Origin of the sequence: Brevundimonas sp. TWP2-1, from assembly GCF_049897645.1 — a bacterium.
GTDB lineage: Bacteria > Pseudomonadota > Alphaproteobacteria > Caulobacterales > Caulobacteraceae > Brevundimonas.
The window spans coordinates 1-19,196 of sequence record NZ_JAFCWR010000001.1 but is presented as its reverse complement, the minus strand read 5'-3'; the positions used below and the strand labels follow the sequence as shown (position 1 = coordinate 19,196).

At 67.0% G+C, this 19,196-nt stretch carries 13 protein-coding genes, 1 tRNA gene, 1 rRNA gene and 1 pseudogene; 4 read left to right on the top strand and 12 right to left on the bottom strand.

Annotated features, from left to right (window positions below; genetic code table 11):
• Positions 1–42 precede the first annotated feature (42 nt).
• The 4 genes from ACP7BH_RS00080 (at position 43) to ACP7BH_RS00065 (ending at position 7,294) form a co-directional block, all read left to right on the top strand.
• Positions 43–1,452: an SLC13 family permease gene (locus ACP7BH_RS00080; RefSeq protein ID WP_425984735.1), complete on the top strand. Its 1,410-nt coding sequence runs from the start codon at positions 43–45 to the stop codon at positions 1,450–1,452.
• Between the two features lie 156 nt (positions 1,453–1,608).
• Positions 1,609–3,009, top strand: coding sequence for an OprO/OprP family phosphate-selective porin (locus ACP7BH_RS00075; RefSeq protein WP_425984737.1), 1,401 nt, complete (start codon positions 1,609–1,611; stop codon positions 3,007–3,009).
• A gap of 65 nt (positions 3,010–3,074) precedes the next feature.
• Positions 3,075–5,006, top strand: coding sequence for a methyl-accepting chemotaxis protein (locus ACP7BH_RS00070; RefSeq protein WP_425984739.1), 1,932 nt, complete (start codon positions 3,075–3,077; stop codon positions 5,004–5,006).
• Positions 5,007–5,206: 200 nt separating this feature from the next.
• Complete coding sequence (locus ACP7BH_RS00065; RefSeq protein ID WP_425984741.1) at positions 5,207–7,294, top strand: catalase; 2,088 nt, start codon at positions 5,207–5,209, stop codon at positions 7,292–7,294.
• A gap of 75 nt (positions 7,295–7,369) precedes the next feature.
• On the opposite strand, the gene ACP7BH_RS00060 is transcribed toward ACP7BH_RS00065, so the two are convergent.
• From ACP7BH_RS00060 to rrf, 12 genes and pseudogenes are all read right to left on the bottom strand, one after another.
• Entirely contained in the window at positions 7,370–8,059 is a 690-nt protein-coding gene (locus ACP7BH_RS00060; protein WP_425984743.1) for a response regulator, read from the bottom strand.
• On the bottom strand, positions 8,059–10,746 hold the full coding sequence (locus ACP7BH_RS00055) for a DUF4118 domain-containing protein (protein ID WP_425984745.1): 2,688 nt from the start codon (positions 10,744–10,746) through the stop codon (positions 8,059–8,061). The genes ACP7BH_RS00060 and ACP7BH_RS00055 overlap by 1 nt, the downstream gene beginning before the upstream one ends.
• Positions 10,747–11,325: a K(+)-transporting ATPase subunit C gene (gene kdpC, locus ACP7BH_RS00050; protein ID WP_409719766.1), complete on the bottom strand. Its 579-nt coding sequence runs from the start codon at positions 11,323–11,325 to the stop codon at positions 10,747–10,749.
• A gap of 10 nt (positions 11,326–11,335) precedes the next feature.
• Positions 11,336–12,052, bottom strand: coding sequence for a TorF family putative porin (locus tag ACP7BH_RS00045; RefSeq protein ID WP_425984747.1), 717 nt, complete (start codon positions 12,050–12,052; stop codon positions 11,336–11,338).
• 23 nt (positions 12,053–12,075) lie between these two features.
• Entirely contained in the window at positions 12,076–14,142 is a 2,067-nt protein-coding gene (gene kdpB, locus ACP7BH_RS00040; protein WP_425984750.1) for a potassium-transporting ATPase subunit KdpB, read from the bottom strand.
• An 18-nt stretch (positions 14,143–14,160) separates the two neighbouring features.
• Positions 14,161–15,870 (bottom strand): potassium-transporting ATPase subunit KdpA, encoded by a 1,710-nt coding sequence (gene kdpA, locus ACP7BH_RS00035; RefSeq protein ID WP_425984752.1) that lies wholly within the window; start codon positions 15,868–15,870, stop codon positions 14,161–14,163.
• 18 nt (positions 15,871–15,888) lie between these two features.
• Complete coding sequence (locus ACP7BH_RS00030) at positions 15,889–15,978, bottom strand: potassium-transporting ATPase subunit F (protein ID WP_346495235.1); 90 nt, start codon at positions 15,976–15,978, stop codon at positions 15,889–15,891.
• Positions 15,975–16,097, bottom strand: coding sequence for a hypothetical protein (locus tag ACP7BH_RS00025; protein WP_409719776.1), 123 nt, complete (start codon positions 16,095–16,097; stop codon positions 15,975–15,977). The genes ACP7BH_RS00030 and ACP7BH_RS00025 overlap by 4 nt, the downstream gene beginning before the upstream one ends.
• Before the next feature lie 104 nt (positions 16,098–16,201).
• A complete protein-coding gene (locus ACP7BH_RS00020) occupies positions 16,202–17,473 on the bottom strand; it encodes a cation:proton antiporter (protein ID WP_425984754.1) in 1,272 nt (423 codons plus the stop codon).
• A 207-nt stretch (positions 17,474–17,680) separates the two neighbouring features.
• Positions 17,681–18,621, bottom strand: a pseudogene (locus ACP7BH_RS00015) (IS3 family transposase); the annotation flags it as partial.
• A gap of 152 nt (positions 18,622–18,773) precedes the next feature.
• Positions 18,774–18,850 (bottom strand) — tRNA-Met (locus ACP7BH_RS00010).
• A gap of 87 nt (positions 18,851–18,937) precedes the next feature.
• Positions 18,938–19,052, bottom strand: a 5S ribosomal RNA gene (gene rrf / locus ACP7BH_RS00005).
• Positions 19,053–19,196: the final 144 nt, after the last annotated feature.

The following is a 19,196-nucleotide window of genomic DNA, read 5'->3' as shown; positions in this document are numbered from 1 at the left end:
AAAAGGTTGACGAGCGTGGCGGGGGGCGGTCTGCACGGGATCATGACATTCGATCAGATCGCAGCCCTTGCGGTGCTCGTCGGCGTGGTCGGCGTACTGATCCACGGCAAGGTGCGCGCCGACGTCGTCGCCCTGACCGGCGCCGCCGTGCTTCTGCTGCTGGGCGTCGTGCGCCCCGTCGAGGTGCAGGGCGCCTTCGCCAGCCCGGCAGTCATCGCCTTGGCCGGCCTGTTCGTCATCGCCTATGCGATCGAGTTGTCCGGCCTGCTCGGTTGGCTGATCCGTCAGGCGACGCAACTGGCCGCCCGGATCGGCGCGAGGGGCATCTGGATCGTCATCGGCCTGTGTGGCTCGGTCGGCGGGTTCCTGAACAATACGCCGGTGGTGGTGTTGGCGGCCCCGGTGATCCGGGATGTGGCACAGTCGCTGCGCCTGTCGCCCAAACGCTTCCTGATGCCGCTGAGCCACGTCACGGTCATGGGCGGCCTGCTGACCCTGATCGGCACCTCGACCAACCTTCTGGTCAACGACATGGCGCGCAACGCCGGCCAGCCGGTCTTCGGCCTGTTCGAGATCACGCCCGTGGGCCTGTTCATCGCCATCGTCGGCGGGCTATGGCTCTATTTCGTCGGTGCCCGCCAACTGGGTCGATCCGTCGCCAGGGATGAGGCGGAGACTGCACGCCTAGCCGAGATGGAGGACGCCCGCCGACGCACCGAAGCCGAGGCCATATCGCATCGCAAACGCCTGTTGCCCTTCGGTCTGCCGCGTATGGGCGGCTCTCGCAACCAAGCCGACGGCTCCGGCGATGCGCACCTGGGCGACGTCGAACTGTATGGCGCGGCGGACCGGCCGTTCCGCTTGCGACCGGCGATGATCTCGCTCGCCATCTTCGTCCTGGTGATCGCCTCGGCCGCGTTGGGCTGGGCGCCGATCGCCGCCTCGGCCTTCGCGGGCGCGGTGGGGCTGATCCTGTTGAGGGTCATCACGCCAGAAGAGGCCTATGCCGGCTTACGGCCAGAAATCCTGCTGCTTATCGCCGGCATGGTGGTCGTCGGCACGGCCATCGAGGTGACCGGCCTGGCCTCTGCGGGCGCGGATCGTCTCATCGGCGTGATCCGGCCCATGGGTCCGCTGGGCGCGCTGATCGTGCTGTACGGCGTGACCCTGTTCGCCACCGAACTCTTGTCCAACGCCACGGTCGCGGTGCTGATCACCCCCATCGCGGTGGCCCTGGCCGAGAGCCTGGGGGTCGATCCCCGGCCCTTCCTGGTTTGTGTGATGATGGCCGCCTCCGCCGCCTTCGCCACGCCGTTCGGCTATCAGACCAATGTGCTGGTCTTCAACATGGGCGGCTACAGCTACATGGACTTCGTGCGTGTAGGCCTGCCGCTGAACCTGGTCACCTGGGTGGCGGCCATGGTGGCGATCCCGATCTTCTTCCCGTTCTGATCGATGAGACCCGCGCGCCCAGGTAGAGGCGGTGAGTTCGCACCTGCGTGATCCCGGCGCGCTTGCAAACCTCTGGCGGCGCTGCTCCCAAGCTACGCAGTTTTCCGTATCGCGATTTGGGGGCTCCTTAACAATCGTCCTTTAGACGTGTTGTTCATGCACATTCACCGCACTTTCGCGGCGGGTGTCGGCCTTGCCGCGCTCGCCACCTCCGCCTTTGCCCAGTCGGCGCCGTCCGCCGACGAGATCGCCGCTCTGCGCGCTCAGGTGCAGGCCCTGTCCGCACGCCTCGAACAGCTTGAGGCGCAGTCGCAGACTGCCGCTCAAGCCGGGCCCGTCGTCGCTGGAAGCCCGGCCGCCCTCACGGCATCTGCGCCGCGCTCGGTTCAAACCGCCGCCACCACGGCCTCGCCGGCTCCGGCGCCTGTCGATTGGGCCACGGGCCTGCCTGAACTGCGCAGCCCGGACGGCGGCTTCACCTTCAAGCCGCGCATCCGCGTCACGGCCGACCTGTCCAACACATTCGGCTCGGACTTCGACAACCGCAATCTGACCACGACCGAGCTGCGCGGCCTGCGCCTTGGCGGCCAAGGCAAGATCGCCGGCGGCTTCACCTACTGGATCGAAGCCGACCTCGCGGACAACGCCGTCAGCGTCGCCAACGCCTTCGTCGCCTATAACACCAAGATCGGCGGCCGCGACCTGGAGGTCTCGGCAGGCCAGCGCCTGAACGACCGCGGCGTCGAGGGCGGGACGGCGGAAGACGTGGTTCCCTTCCTGGAACGCAGCCTGATGGTCTCGACCATCGGCCCGGAACGCGGCGCCTATGGTGTCGGCGTGACCTCCAAACTGACCGGCAGCGTTTGGCACGCCTCGCTCTCGGTGACCGGCGACGCCATCAGCACCGGCACAGCCAATGACAGCGTCACCCTGATGGGCCGCACCCACTTGTCGCCCATCAAGACCGACGCCGGCTTCCTGCATCTCGGCGGCTGGGCCTTTGTTGAAGATCTGACGCCGAACGCCTCGATCGCATCGCGCAGCCTGGTCCTCTCGTCGCGCGGCAACGACAATCTGCGCCTGTCGGGCGGAACGATCGCCGATCCCAAGGGCAGCAAGGGTCTGGGGCTGGAACTGGGCGGCGTGCATCGCTCGGGCTGGCTGATGGCCGAAGGCGGCAAGCGCGTGGTCGAGACCGCCGCGCGCGACTTCGATCAGGACGCCTACAGCCTCTCCGCCGGCTTCTTCATCACCGGCGAGAAACCGCCGCTTTCGCCCCGCACCGGAACCTGGGGCCGACCCAAGGTGCTGAACCCGCTGGGAACCGACGGCTACGGCGCGGTCGAGATCGTCGGCCGCTACGACACCGCCGACTACAGCGACAACCCGACCGGCGGCGAAGCCGACACCTGGTTGCTGGGCGTCAACTGGTACCCGACGAACAACACCCGCGTCTCCGCCCACTGGAGCGCCTGGTCGGTCGATAACCGCACCGGGACCTTCATCGGCGACGACAACGGCAACACCGCCACCGTCCGCGTCCAGACCGCCTTCTAGACTACATCTTGCCCGGAACGGTCCGCCGTTCCGGGCTTCCGCCCCAAAGCCGCCGAGATGACCGCATGAACCCGAAGAACATCCCGATGCAGCGGAAACTGGCGATCGCCTTCGCCCTTTTGCTGACTGTAGCGGCCGCCATGATCGGGGCGGTCTTCTTCCAATTGTCGGCGATGAAGACGGCGGCCGAACTGAACGCCGAAAGCAAGTCGATCATCGACCACACCCATGTGGCCGAGAAGGGTTTCATTCGCCTGAACTCGCAGATGCGCGGCGTGCTGCTGACCGGGAACGCCGACTATCTGGACGTTTACAAAAAGGGCTGGGAACAGTTCGAAGCCTCGGTGGCCGCTCTCGGCGCCGCCAACCTGACGCCCGAAGAGAAGGCGCTGGTCGAGAAGGCCCAGGCCGACGCCGCCGCCTGGCGCACCGAGTTCGGCACGCCGCTGACCGAGGCGGCGCTGGACCCTGCCCGTATCGAGGCCGCGCGACGCGTCGTGATCGATTCCGGCGACAGGGTGCGCGTCACCCACATCACCAAGGCCATCACCGACCTTCGCGATATGGAAGTCGAGCGGATGAACGTGCGCGACGCCGAACAGGCGTCGGCGATCACCGCCTCCTTCATCGCCCTGGCGGTCGGGGGGCTGATCCTGGTCGCCGCCGCCGTCTTCCTGGGCGTGCAACTGTCCATCCTGATGGTCGCGCCCGTCCGCCGAATGACCGGGGCCATGTCGGTCATGGCCAACGGCAAGCTGGACGTCGCCATTCCCGACACCGACCGCAAGGACGAAGTCGGGGCCATGGCCCAGGCCATGCAGGTCTTCCGCGACAACGGCCTGCGCGCCAAGGCGCTGGAGACGGAAACGGAATCGATGCGTGACCAGTCCGAAGTCGAACGTCGCCGCCGTGAAGCCATGGCTCAGCAGGAAGCCGCCGAGAACACCGTCGTCATCGAAAGCCTGGGCAAGGGCCTGTCGGCCCTGGCCGAAGGCGACCTGATCTACCGCATCGACGCCCCCTTCCCTGACCGCAGCGAGATTTTGAAAACCGACTTCAACCGCTCCATCTCCCGCCTGGAAGAGACCGTCACGGGCGTGCTGGGTTCGGTTCAGGGCATCGATTCCGGCGCCGGCGAGATCAGCCAGGCATCGGAGGACCTGTCGCGTCGCACCGAACAGCAGGCCGCCGCCCTGGAAGAAACCGCCGCCGCGCTCGACGAAATCACCGTCACGGTCAAGAAGACCGCCGAGGCCGCAAACCAGGCCGCCGATGTCACCAATGGCGCTCGCAAGAGCGCCGAGGCCTCCGGCGCAGTCGTCATGAACGCCGTCGAGGCCATGCAGAAGATCGAGGACGGCTCGCGACAGATCAGCCAGATCGTCGGCGTCATCGACGAGATCGCTTTCCAGACCAATCTGCTGGCCCTGAACGCCGGCGTCGAGGCGGCGCGGGCCGGAGAGTCGGGTCGCGGCTTCGCCGTCGTGGCCTCCGAGGTCCGCGCCTTGGCCCAGCGTTCGGCCGAGGCCGCGAAAGAGATCAAGACCCTGATCTCCAAGTCCAGCTCCGAAGTCGAGAACGGCGTGCGCCTGGTCAGCCAGGCCGGTTCGGCCCTGCAGGCCATCGCCTCGCAGGTCGACGACATCAGCGCCCTGGTCGTCGAGATCGCCGCCTCCGCCAAGGAACAGGCGACCGGCCTTCAGGAGATCAATGTCGCCGTGAACCAGATGGATCAGGTGACCCAGCAGAACGCCGCCATGGTCGAACAGGCCACCGCCGCCAGCACCGCCCTGCGTCAGGAAACCGCCGAACTGTCATCCGAGGTCGCCTTCTTCCAGGTCTCCGCTGGAAAAGGCGCCGCGCGCAATGCGCCCGCCGCGGCGTCAAGCCGCAGCATGACGCGCCCCTCGCCTCGCATCGAACAGCGCGTGATCAAGGTCGCCGGCGGCCGGGACATCGCGGTCGGCGCGAACAGCGATGGCTGGGAAGAGTTCTGACACGGTGAGCGCCGCGATTTAGCCGCTGCTGCCAGAGGTGAAACCGATCACGCTAACACTGACGGTCAGAAGGCTTGAGTGACATCTCTCTGCGGCATCGATCGTTATGAACGATGCCGCGCAGAACCATCGACCCTGAGGGACGTTACGGTCACGATGCGCGCCGCGCTTTGTGGACGCCGTCGCCCCAAGGTTTCCAGATGGCCAAGACCCCCACCCCCGCCGGTGCGTCCTCGCTCGGCAACGCCGGCGAGCTTCACCAGACCGCCGCCACGCCGCAGACCCGCACCACCACCAATCACGGCGTGCCGATCAGCGACAACCAGAACTCGCTGAAGGCCGGACCGCGCGGCTCGACCCTGCTGGAGGATTTCATTCTTCGCGAGAAGATCCAGCATTTCGACCATGAGCGTATCCCCGAACGGATTGTTCATGCTCGCGGATCAGCCGCGCACGGCTTCTTCGAACTGACCGACAGCCTGTCGGACTTCACCACGGCCAAGATTCTGACCGAGGTCGGCAAGAAGACCGAGCTGTTCACACGCTTCTCAACCGTGGCCGGCGGCGCGGGCTCGGTGGACACGCCGCGCGACGTGCGCGGCTTTGCAGTCAAATTCTATACGACCGAGGGCAATTGGGATTTGGTCGGCAACAACATCCCCGTCTTCTTCATCCAGGACGCGATCAAGTTCCCGGACCTGATCCATTCGGTGAAGATGGAGGCCGACAAGGGCTATCCCCAGGCGGCCAGCGCCCACGACACCTTCTGGGACTTCATCGGGCTGATGCCCGAGAGCATGCACATGGTCATGTGGGCCATGTCTGATCGCGGCATCCCGCGCAGCCTGCGCATGATGGAAGGCTTCGGCGTCAACACCTTCCGCCTGTTGAACGCCGAGGGCGTCGCCACCCTGGTGAAGTTCCACTGGAGGCCCAAGCTGGGCACGCAATCCACCTGCTGGGACGAGGCGGTCAAGATCGCGGGCGCCGATCCCGACTATCACCGCCGCGACCTCTATGAAGCCATCGACCAGGGCGACTTCCCGGAATGGGAGTTCGGGGTTCAGCTGTTCACCCAGGAACAGGCCGACGCCCTGCCCTTCGATATCCTGGACGCCACCAAACTGGTGCCGGAGGAGGATCATCCGATCCGCGTGATCGGTCGCATGGTCCTAAACCGCAACCCCGACAACTTCTTCGCCGAAACGGAACAGGTCGCCTTCCTGCCGACCAATATCGTGCCGGGCATCGATTTCTCGGAGGACCCGCTGCTGCAGGGCCGGCTGTTCTCCTATCAGGACACCCAGCTGTCGCGCCTGGGCACGGTCAACTTCCACCAGATCCCTATCAACCAGGCCAAGGGCTGCCCCTTCCAGAACTTCCAGCGCGACGGCCATATGCAGATGGCCGTCCCCAAGGGCCGCGCCAACTATGAACCAAACAGCCTGGCCGAGGCGGGCGAGGACGGCGGACCGCGCGAAGACCCCAAGGGCGGCTTCCGCACCGCGCCCGTTCCGGTCGAAGGCGAAAAGGTCCGGCTGCGCGCCGAAACCTTCGCCGACCACTACAGCCAGGCTCGGCTGTTCTTCCGCTCGCAGACCGAGATCGAACAGGCCCACTTGGCCAGCGCCATCGTGTTCGAACTGTCCAAGGTGTCTCTGTCCCACGTCCGTGAGCGCGTTCTGGCCAATCTGCAGAACGTCGACGAGACGCTGGCCCAGCGCGTCGCCGACGGCCTGAATCTGCCTCTGCCCAAGGCGTCGGAACCAGCCGTCGCCCCCATCGATCTGGACGCCTCACCTGCGCTTCGCATCGTCGGCAAATATCCCGACACCCTGAAGGGGCGAAAGGTCGCCATCCTGGTCGCCGACGGCTCGGACGGCGCGGTCATCGACGCCGTGCGTGCGACTGTCGAGGGCGACGGCGGCTCGGTCTTCATCGTCGCGCCCAAGATCGGCGGTGCCAAGCTCAAGGGCGGCAAGACCCTGGCCGCCGACGGTCAGCTGGCCGGCAGCCCTTCTGTCTTGTTCGACGCGGTCGCCATCGTCCTGTCCGACGTCGGTTGCGCCCAGTTGCTGAAGGAAGGCGCCGCGGTGGATTTCGCCAAAGACGCCTTCGGTCACCTCAAGGCTGTCGGCCACACCCCCGAGGCCCAGCCCCTGCTGGACAAGGCGGGCGTCGAGCCGGACGCAGGCGTAATCGATCTGTCCAAGGACGCCGAGGCCTTCCTCGCCCCCGCCCGCACCCGCCAGTGGGATCGCGAGCCCAAGGTGCGCATGCTGGCCTGATGAGTTGCACATCCTGACCCGGACGCCTGTTTCATGACGGCGTCTGGGTCAGACTGAATGCAGTCTTGGGTGAATTCAGCTCATTAGCCGGTAACCCACGCCCGGCTCTGTCACGAGCAGAGCGGGCTGTGCGGGGTCTGCCTCCAGCTTGTGCCGCAGTTGGCCCACGACCACACGCAGATACTGGACGTCGTCGGCATGGCCGGCGCCCCAGACGGTCTTGAGCAGATCGACATGGCCCAGCACCTTGCCGGCGTTGCGCGCCAGATAGGCCAGGACGTCGTATTCCTTGGGCCGCAGCTTCACCCGCTCGCCGGCGCGGGTGACGATGCGGCGGTCCAGGTCGATCACGACATCGCCGGCCGTGACCACGCCGCCCGCGACCGGCGTCAGCGCGCCCTGACGCAGACCCGCGCGGATGCGGGCCAGTAGTTCGCCGACGCCGAACGGCTTTTCCACATAGTCGTTGGCGCCCAGGTCCAGGGCCGTGATCTTCTCGGCCTCACGGTCTCGCGCCGACAGGACGATGATCGGTCCCTGGTAGAAGTCGCGCGCCCGCGTCAGCACGTCCTTGCCGTCCATGTCGGGCAGGCCGAGGTCCAGCACCACCGCGTCGGGGCTCCACAGGGCGATGGCACGCAGGCCCTCCTGACCGCTGTCGGCGCGGCGGGGCTCATAGCCGGCGGCGTCCAGGGCGGGGGCCAGGAAGCGGTGGATCTGGGGCTCGTCGTCGATGACCAGAACCTGGGGGCGAACGGCGGACATCAGAGCAGATCCGGGTGGGTGGCGATGGACTTGGGCAGGCTGATCAGGATTCGGGTGCCCAGCTTGCCGCCGTCCGGTCCATCCTGGATCGGGCTGGCGGCGGCGATGCGGCCGCGCATGGCCTCGACGAAGCCCTTGGCGATGGCCAGGCCCAGGCCGGCGCCTTTTGCGCGGTCGGTGGACTCTTCCATGCGGCGAAACTTGTCGAACACCCGTTCCAGTTCGGCCGTGGGAATGCCGCGCCCCTCGTCTTCGATGGAGATGACGACGGCGCCGCGATCCTCATAGGCCGCCAGTTCGATGGTCGTGCCGTCGGGGCTGTAGGCGATGGCGTTTTCCAGGATGTTGACCACCGCCTGTTCCAGCAGGCCCGGATCGGCCTCGACCATGCTGAGCTGGGCCGGGAAGTCGCGGGTGATGCGGCGCTGGCCCAGGCGGCGCGACACCCGGTCGGCGGCGGCGTTGAGGATGTCGCGCACATCGCTCCAGTCGGTGCGGACGTTCAGCCCCCCGCCCTCCAGCCGGGTCATGTCCAAGAGGTCGCCGACATAGCGCGACAGGCGTTCGGCCTCCTCGCGGATGCTGAGCAACAGGTCGTCGCGCACCTCGGGCTTCAGGGTCGCGCCATAGTCGATCAGGGTCGTCGCCGAGCCCAGGACGGTGGACAGGGGCGTGCGCAGGTCGTGGCTGACCGAGTTCATCAGGGCGGCGCGAAAACGGTCGGCGCGACGCAGGGTCTCGGTCTCCAGCGCCTGACCCGCCAGGTCGGCCCGCTCCAACGCCACCGCGCCCTGATCCAGAAGGGCCATGGCCAGGCGTTCCTCGTCCGAGCCCGCCGCCACGGCCGAGGCGTCGATGCCCGCCACGCCGGCCCGGCCGCTCACGCCCTGTAAAGGCTGAAACCGCCAATGGGTCTGCGGCAGGGTGCCGGTGCCATGTCCCGTGACCTCGCCATGGGTCCAGGCCCAGCGGGCGGCGGCCATGGCGTCGGGGGCCAGGGTGACGCCTTCGGGGCTGGCGGCCGTCAGGACCAGGTCGTCCTCGTCCGGCAGAAGCACCACCGCCCCGGCGCCGGCGGCGGCCGAGGCCTGTTCAGCCAGGGTTCGGGCTGTGGTCGCGCGATCCTGGCCCGCCGACAGGGTCTGGCTGGCCGCCAGAAGTGCCGAGACGGCGGCGGCGCGACGTTGGGCCGCCCTGGCCTGTTCGCGCACCCTTCCCGCCAGGGCGCCGGTCCCCAGGGCCACGGCCCAGAACAGGATCAGGGTCAGCACGTCCGTCGGCGAGCCGATCAGGAAGCTGTAGAGCGGCTGAAGGAAGAGGAAGTTGTAGGTCAGGAAGGCCAGGGTCGCCGCCGCCAGCGCAGGCCGCAAGCCGTTCAGAACCCCCGCCGCCACCACGGCCGCCAGATAGATGACGCCCAGATCGACCCGCTCGAACCGCGTGTCCAGCAACAGGGCGACGCCGGTCGCGGCCCCGACGAAGCCCGCGCCGGTCGTATAGGCGCGCCATTCCAGCGCCGCTCGGGGACCGGGCTTGAGCGCGGCTTCGGGCGCCGTCAGATCGCCTTCGGTCACGACGTGGACGGCCACGCCCTGGGCCTTGCGCAACAGTTCGGTCGCCAGCGCCCGACCGGTCCACTCGGCGAACCGCCCGCCGCGCGTCTTGCCGATGACGATCTGGGTTACGTTGTTGCGGTGGGCGTGATCCAGGACGGCGCGCACCACGTCGTCGCCGCTGATCGTCACCGGCCGTCCGCCCAACTGCTCGGCCAGCTTGAAGGCCTCGGACAGGCGGCCTGCCGAGCGGGCGTCGGCGCGCGATCCGCTGGGCCGTTCGACATGAGCGACCGACCAGGGGGCGTCCATCATCATGTCCGACATCCGCCGCCCGGTCCGCACCAGCGAGGCGGTCATGGCGTCGCCGCCGACCAGGACCAGGATTCGCTCGTTCGCCGCCCACGGCCCCGATACGCCGCGCTCGCGCAGATGCGACAGCAACTGATCGTCCACTGTCTGGGCCGCGCGGCGCAGGGCCAGTTCGCGCAGGGCCGTCAGGTTCTCGATCTTGAAGAAGTTCTCGGACGCGACCCGCGCCGTCTCGGGCACATAGACCTTGCCCTCGGCCAGACGCGCCCGCAGATCCTCGGGGGTGATGTCCACCACCTCGATGTCGTCGGCCTCGCTCAGGGCGCTGTCGGGCACCGCTTCGCGCTGGCGCACCCCGGTGATGCGCAGGACGACGTCGGATAGGCTCTCCAGATGCTGGATGTTCAGCGTCGTCCAGATGTCGATCCCGGCGTCGCGCAACTCCTCCACGTCCTGCCACCGTTTCGGATGGCGCGACCCCGGCGCATTGGAGTGGGCGTATTCGTCGACCAGCAGCAGTTCGGGTCGCCGCGCCAAGGCGCCGTCCAGGTCGAACTCCATCAGTGCGCGGTCGCGGTGATCGATCGGCGCGCGCGGCATGACGTCCAGGCCGCGCAGCAGGCTCATCGTCTCCTTGCGGCCGTGGGTCTCAACCACGCCGACGACGACATCCAGCCCCTCGGCCTTTCGCCGGCGCGCGGCGCGCAGCATTTCGTAGGTCTTGCCCACGCCGGGCGACATGCCCAGAAACACCTTCAGCCGCCCGCGCTTGCGGCGCGGAACGGCTGAAATCGCGGGCGTTTCGGCCTCGGTCTCGGGCAATCAGCCCTCCGCGCCGAAGCGGGCGTCCAGCGCGCGATTGGTCATCAGGACATTGACGTGCGGCTGGCCGATAAAGCCGAGGAAGGCTCCCTCGGTCCGCTCGTCGATGATACTCTGGACCTGCTGCACGGGAACGCCTCTGGCGCGGGCGATCCGCGCGGCCTGAAGCCGAGCGTAGGCCGGAGACACGTCCGGGTCGAGGCCCGAACCCGAGGTCGTCACCGCATCGGCGGGGATGACGCCCGGACCGTCCTCGGCGCGAATGGCCTGGGCGGTTTCGGCGACCCGCGTCGTCAGGTCCGGATTCAGCGGCCCCAGGTTCGAGCCGGACGAGGCGGCGGCGTCATAGCCGTCGCCCGCCGCCGAGGGGCGCGGATGCAGATAGGTCGCGCCCGCGAACGGCTGCCCGATCAACGAGGAACCGACCACCTGACCGCCGGCGTCGCGCACCAGGCTGCCGTTGGCCTGATCCGGGAAGGCGACCTGTGCCACGCCCGTGACGGCGAGCGGATAGGCCAGCCCCAGCAGCAGGGTGAACAGGGCCGTCATGACGAGGGCCGGGCGAAGTTGGTTGACCATGGTCGTCGCCTCAGAAACTGGCCTTCAGCGTCGCCACGGCGCGTTCGCCGTAGATGTCGCCGAAGTCATGTTGATCGGTGTCGTGATAGCGGACGTCCAAGGCCAGATTGCTGGTCAGCTGATAGGCCGCGCCCAGGTTCCAGGTGGTGTAGTCCAGGTCCCACGAGACCCACTGACGCCCGACGGCGCCCGAGAGTGTCCATTTGTCGGCCGGGCTGATGGCGCCGTTGATTTCGGCATAGGTCGCTTCGTCTTCCGACGCGCCGAAGAAGTCGGGCGAATAATAGATCGCCGCGCCCACGATGGCGGGACCGACGGCGCGCGAGGCGGCGGCTTTCAGCTCGACATAGTCATAGTCGGCGCCGTCCGGCTGGCCGGCGTAGAGGTAACCGACCACGCCGAAGTCCAGGGCATAGCCCGCCACCTCGGGCCGATAGCCGGCGTAGAGATCGACCTCCGCGTCGGTGTCGTCGCCGAAATCGACGTTGGAGGCCCAGCCGCCGGCGTAGAAGCCGTTCTTGGTCAGATCGACCCCGGCCGAAATGGCCGGGTTTTCCTGGGTCTGGCTGACGCCGCGGAAGACATAGTCGGAAGTCAGGGCGACGTTCGCCGAGACGTCCTGAGCCTTGGCCTCGCTGCACAGACCCAGGCCCGCAATGCCCAGGATGCAGGCGGCGGCGAACCAGGCGTCGTTGCGGCCGGAAGCTTTGGAGAGAGGTTTACGCATGGAGATGTCCTTGGACACACGCATCAGGCCAGGCCGAGCGTGGAAATGATGAGATCGATCAGCTTGATGCCGACGAACGGGGCGATCAGGCCGCCCAGGCCGTAGATCAGCAGGTTGCGACCCAGGAGAGCGCCCGCACCGATGGCCCGGTATTTGACGCCCTTCAGCGCCAGCGGGATCAGGGCGACGATGACCAGGGCGTTGAAGATCACCGCCGACAGGATGGCGCTCTCGGGGCTGTGCAAACGCATAACGTTCAGCGCGCCCAGCGACGGCAGGGCGACCACGAACATCGCCGGGATGATGGCGAAATACTTGGCCACGTCGTTGGCGACCGAGAAGGTCGTCAGGGCGCCCCGCGTGATCAGCAACTGCTTGCCGACCTCGACGATCTCGATGACCTTGGTCGGGTCGCTGTCGAGATCGACCATATTGCCCGCCTCGCGGGCGGCCTGGGCGCCGGTCTGCATGGCCACACCGACGTCGGCCTGAGCCAGGGCAGGCGCATCATTGGCGCCGTCTCCGCACATGGCGACCAGCCGGCCCTTGGCCTGTTCGGCCTTGATCAGGCGCATCTTGTCCTCGGGCGTCGCCTCGGCGAGGTAGTCGTCGACCCCGGCTTCCGAGGCGATAGCCGCCGCCGTGACCGGATTGTCGCCGGTGATCATGACGGTGCGCAGGCCCATGCGGCGCAGGTCGGCGAAGCGCGCCTTCACGCCCGGCTTGACCACGTCCTTCAGGTGGATGACGCCGACCAGGGCGCCGTTCTGGGTGACGGCCAGGGGCGTGCCGCCCGAGCGGGCGATCCGGTCTACGGCCTGGCGGAACTCGGCCGGCGCCGAACCGTCGGTCAGGTTCAGGTCTTTAAGCACGGCATCGACCGCGCCCTTGCGCCAGCTGTCCTTGCCGACGTCCAGGCCTGACTGGCGGGTGACGGCGGTGAAGGGGATGGCGACGGCGCCGGCCGGTTGATCGACCGAGACGCCGGCGTTGCGGCCCAGTTCGACGATGGACCGGCCTTCCGGCGTCTCGTCGGCCAGGGACGCCATGACGGCGGCGGCCAGAGCGGCTTCCGGACGCATGCCGGGAACCGGGATGATCTCGGTCGCCATACGGTTGCCGAAGGTGATGGTGCCGGTCTTGTCGAGCAGCAAGGTATCGACGTCGCCCGCCGCCTCCACCGCGCGGCCCGAGGTGGCCAGCACATTGACCTTCAGCAGCCGATCCATGCCGGCGATGCCGACGGCGGACATCAGGCCGCCGATCGTCGTCGGAATCAGGGTGATGAACAGGGCGCCCAGGACGATGGGATCCAGATCGACGCCGGAATAGGCGCCAAGGCCCACCAGGGTCACGACCGCGATCAGGAAGATCAGGGTCAGACCGGCCAGAAGCACGGCCAGGGCCAGTTCGTTCGGCGTCTTCCTGCGGTCCGCGCCCTCGACCATGGCGATCATCCGGTCAAGGAAGGTCGAGCCGGGCTTGGCGGTGATGCGGACCTTGATCCAGTCTGAGACGACGGTGGTGCCGCCGGTCACGGCGGACCGGTCACCGCCGCTTTCGCGGATCACCGGGGCGCTTTCGCCGGTGATGGCGGCCTCGTTGACCGAGGCCACGCCCTCGATGATCTCGCCGTCCGAGGCGATCACGTCGCCGGCCTCGACCAGGATGATCGACCCGACCTCAAGCTCGGAGGCGTTGGTCGGGACCACCGTGCCGGTCTTGGGATCGACGATCAGCTTGGCCTTTGTCGTGACGCGGGTGGCGCGAAGGCTGTCGGCGGCCGCCTTGCCCCGCCCTTCGGCGATGCTTTCGGCGACGTTGGCGAACAGGACCGTGGCCCACAGCCATACGGCCAGTTGCACCGCAAAGCCCGCCGACTGACCGCCCGCGATGGCCGCCGCAGCCGAGATCGTGGACAGAAGCGCCACGATCCAGGTGGTGAAGATGACCGGGTTCTTGATCAGTTTGACGGGGTTCAGCTTGACGAAGGCGTCGCCCACGGCCCGGCCGATCATCTGTCCCGATAGCCCGCCCGCGAGGGGCGACGAACGGCCGCCCTCGCGTGGGTCCAATGTGAGTTGTGTCATGTCTCTATGTCCGGGGAATCAGGCGCCGGCGACCGCCGCGAGCACCTGGAAGTGCTCGACGATCGGTCCCAGGGCGAGGGCGGGCAGGAACTGCAGGCCGCCGAGGATGAGGATCACGCCGATCAGAAGGCCGATGAACAGGCCGTTGTCGGTGGGCAGGGTGCCGGTGGAGGGCGCCAGCTTGGGCTTGACCACCAGGCTGCCGGCGATGGCCAGGACGGCGACGGCCGGAACGAACCGTCCGAACAGCATCCCCAGCCCCAGGGTCGTGTTCCACCAGGGGGCGTTGGCGGTCAGGCCCGCAAAGGCCGAACCGTTGTTCGCCGCCGCCGAGGTGTAGGCGTACAGGATCTCGGACAACCCATGCGGCCCCTTGTTCAGCAGGCCCGCCAGCGCCGTCGGGAAAACGGCGGAGATCGCCGAGAACCCCAGCACCGAAAGCGGCAGGATCAGCACCGCGATCATGGCGAACTGGATCTCGCGCGCCTCGATCTTCTTGCCCAGATATTCCGGCGTCCGCCCGACCATGAGGCCGGCGACGAAGACCGACAGCAGGGCCATGACCACCATGATGGCGATGCCCGAACCGATCCCGCCCGGCAGGATCTCGCCAAGCTGCATCAGGAACATCTGCAAGGCCCCGCCCAGCGGCATGTAGCTGGCGTGCATTGAGTTGACCGAGCCGTTCGAGGCGCCGGTCGTGACGACGGACCAGACGGTGGAGGCCGGCGCGCCGAAGCGGACCTCCTTGCCCTCCATGTTCACCGAGGCGTCCACCTGGGCTGCGACAAGGGACGGGGCCGGCTGGGTCTCGATCACATACATGGCCGCGCTTGAGACGGTCAGGATGATCAGGGCCGCCGCAGCCAAGGCCTTGATGTCGCGTCCCGCCAGGGCCGTGCGGCCGAAGGCGAAGAAGGCAGCCCAGCCCATGACGTTGATCGCGACGGCGCTCAGCAGATTGGTGATGGCGCTCGGGTTCTCGAACGGATGGGCGCCGTTGACGTTGAACACGCCGCCGCCGTTGATGCCCAACTGTTTGATGGCGACCTGGCTGGCCGCCGGGAACAGCGGCAGGGTCTGCGACCCGCCCTCGACGCCGGTCGCATGGACGTTGGCCGCCAGGCTCTGGACGATGCCGAGACCCGCCAGGGTCACGGCCAGGATCAGGGCGGCGGGCAGCAGCACATAGAGGGTGGTCCGAGTCAGATCGGCCCAGAAGTTGCCGACGCCCTCGCCCCGATTGGCGACGAAGGCCCGCGCCAGGGCGGCCGCAATGGTCGCGCCGGTTGCGGCCGAAACGAAGTTCTGCACCGTCAGGCCCACCATCTGGCTGAAGGTCGACAGGGTCGTCTCCCCGCCATAGCTCTGCCAGTTGGTGTTGGTCACGAAGCTGACGGCGGTGTTGAAGGCCAGGTGCGGCGACACGCCCTCAAACCCCTGCGGGTTCATCGGCAGCACGCCCTGCAAACGCAGGATGGCATACAGCAGGACGAAGCCCGCCAGGTTGAAGGCCAGCAGGGCGCCGGCATAGCCCAGCCACCCCTGGCTGCGCTTGGGATCGACGCCGGCCGCGCCATAGAAGACGGCCTCCACCGGCTTCAGCACCGGGTCCAGCCAGGTCCGTTCGCCGTTCCAGACGCGCGACATATAAATGCCGATGGGCCAGCCGAGCATTACGGCCAGCCCAAGGGTCAGGGCGATCTCGCCCCATCCTTGAATGTTCATGAATTCCGTCCCGGTTCTTCAGAACCGCTCGGGCCGCAGCAGCGCCGCGACCATGTAAACGGCGACGGCGACCGCCCCCGCTCCCCAGAGCATGGCGATCATCGTCATACCCGTTTCAATGCTGTGGCGAGCAGGGCGAAGGCGGCGAACGCCCCTGCCCCCACCGCCAGAAAGATCACGTCGGCCAATCCGGCCTCCTCGCTCAAGTTGGAGCGGGACAGGACCATGGAGCCACGTAATGGCGCGATGTGAGTCCTCGCCGTGCGCCTAAAGGATTCATAAAATTGAGGGCGCCTGGACGGAAATCGAAGGCCGGCGTGGTCCTATCGCCTCAGGATTCCTCGTCGGCCACCTGGCACAGTTCCCCTCGCCGGCGCGCCTTCCTGCCGTAAACCCATTCGAACAGGGGCGAGGCCATCAGGGTGGTGATGATGGCCATCAGCACGAGGATCGAGAACAGAGCCGGGCCGATGATGCCGCGCTGCAGGCCGATGTTGATGATGATCAGCTCCATCAGGCCCCGGGCGTTCATCAGGGCGCCGATGCCCATGGCCGTGGCGTTGTCCTGGCCCGTCAGGCGCGCGGCGGCCCAGCAGGCCCCGCCCTTGGCCAGTATGGAACCCAGCAGGATGACGGCGGTCACGGCCAGCAGGCCCAGGCTGTTGACCATGGTCAGTTGGGTGTTCAGGCCTGAGAAGGTGAAGAACATCGGCAACAGAACCAGCACCGCGAACGGCTCCAACTGAAGCTTGACCTCCTGGCTCAGCAGGCCGCGCGGCATGGCGACGCCCAGGATGAAGCCGCCGAAGACGGCGTGGATGCCGACCGCGTCCATGGCCCAGGCGCTGAGCATGAACAGGATCAGCACGATCCCCAGCACCGTGGGGCTCAACCGCCCTTCACGCTCGACGATGCGGCCCAGCGGCGCCAGCAGTTTCGGTCCGACCGTCAGCATGAACAGTGCGAACGCGCCGCCGCCCGCGATGGCCATCACCGCCACCATCGGCCCTGCGCCGAAGCTGGCCAGGACGATGGCCAGAACGCACCAGGCGCCGGCGTCGTCGATGGCCCCGGCTGCCAGCGACAGCGAACCCAGCCGCGTACCGCTCAGACCCCGCTCATGGATGATGCGCGCCAGCATGGGGAAGGCGGTGATCGAGATGGCCGCGCCCATGAAGAGCATGGCCTGCCAGGTCTGGATGCCCTGACCTAACAGGCCTTGGCTGACCAGCCAGGGCGCAATAGCCACCGCGATCAGAAAGGGCGCCGCCATCCCCGCCAACGACACGGCCGCCGCGCTTTTCGCATTGGCCTTGAAGTGATCGCGCCGGAAGCCCAGCCCGACCAGGAACATATAGAGGCCCACGCCCAACTGGGCGCCGACGAACAGGATGGATTTCGATTCCTTGGGAAACAGGGCCGCCTGAAGATCGGGCGCCAGAAGGCCGAACAGCGACGGACCCAGGATCACCCCGGCGATCATCTCGCCCACCACCTGCGGCTGGCCGAGGTAACGTTTGGCCAGCCAGCCGACGATGCGGCAGACAGCGATGATCACGGCCATCTGCAGGAAGAAGGCCACGCTCAGTTCCGCATTCGTCATGCCTTTTTCCTCCCCTTGGAAGCACGGTGCGCGCGGAGCAACTTTCCGTCAAAACGGGTGAAGAAGTGACGTGACCCCCGTTTCTCATCCAGCCATAATGAGGGTCCTTTGGTGATCTGAACTGGTGTTGGCGGGGTTGGCAATAGGCTGGTCTGAGCAGCTATTAACCAGCGCACCAGACCGGCCGCTCTGTCCTGTGAGCGCCTGTGCGTAGGCCTTGGTCGTCAGCCATCCTAGCTTCGAGTGCGGCCGGGTTTCGTTGCCGTCGCGCCGCCAGGCCTCAAGCACGCCACGGGCGTGCGGCAGGGATCGGAAGCGGCTCGTCGCGCAGCCGGCCGTTGAAGCTCTCGTTGAAGCCGTTCTGCCAGGGTTTGCCCGGGCCATGCAGTGCCAGCCCACGCCGACGTCGTCGACCCAGGCCAGGATGACTTTGGACCTATACTCCGTGCCGTTGTCGCCGATGATCGTCTCAGGTCGCCCTCGTCGAAGGATAATGGCGTCCTGCTCGGGCGCTACCCGTCGGCCCGACAGCGAGGTGTCGGCGACGAGGCCGAGGTATTCCCGCGTGCAGTTGTGGCTACGCCGGCCTTCGGTTCGATCACCATCAGGATGCGGAAGCGCCGCCCGTCAGTCATCTGATCCGATACGAAGTGGAGCGACCAGCGCTGGTTCGCGGCCAGAGGAATCGCCAGCGGACGCCGAGTTCCCATGGCCCGTTTGCGCCCGCCGCGCCGACGCGCGGTCAACTTCTGCTCGAGGTAGATCCGCTGGACCCGCTTCTTGACCGCATGGCCCTCGCGCCGAAGAATCACGTGCACGCGGCGATAGCCCAACCGCCGACGCTCCCGAGCCAGAGCCTTCAGTCGATCCCGCAGGACGCCGTCGTTCGGTCGCGTCGCCTGATAGCGCACGCTCGTCCGATCAGCGCCCAGCACCCGGCAGGCCCGACGTTAGCTCATCGCATAGACCGACTGGAGGTGCGCCGCCGCCGCTCGATGCGCAGCGGGCGTAACCACTTTTCCCCCAGCAGATCTTTCAGCGCGACGTTGTCCAGCATCGAGTCCGCCAGCATCCGCTTGAGCTTGGCGTTCTCCACCCTCCAGCGCCTTCAGACGCCTGGCCTCCGACACGTCCCTGCTGCCTACGCGCCCTCCAGCTATTGCTGGAGGAGTTTCAGGGTGTCACGTCACAGCCGCCGTCCTGTTGGTTTGGGGAGCGCCCATGACGCAGAAAAACCCCACGGCCGTAGCGCGTGGGGTTTCTTCAGATCAGAGTCTCACGCCGGAATGTGAGGTATTCTTGGGTGCGGGAGTAGGATTTGAACCTACGACCTTCAGGTTATGAGCCTGACGAGCTACCGGGCTGCTCCATCCCGCGGCAAGCGGTAGTGTCGTGAAGGAAGAACGGTTCGAGAAGGACCGCGTTTGCGGTGTTTTTTATCATCATCTGCTGTCCGCCTGGTAGACCCGGCGGCGACCTACTCTCCCGCGCCTTGAGACGAAGTACCATTGGCTCTGGAGGGCTTAACGACCGAGTTCGGAATGGGATCGGGTGGGGAACCTCCGACATAGCCACCAGGTCAACCAGGCGGACAGCGGATGATGAGAAGACATTGTCTGAGATTGCTTCGGTCAAGGAGCAATCATCGAATGAGTTTTGCTGAGAAACGATCAAACCGATCGGATTATTAGTACCAGTAAGCTTCATGGGTCGCCCCACTTCC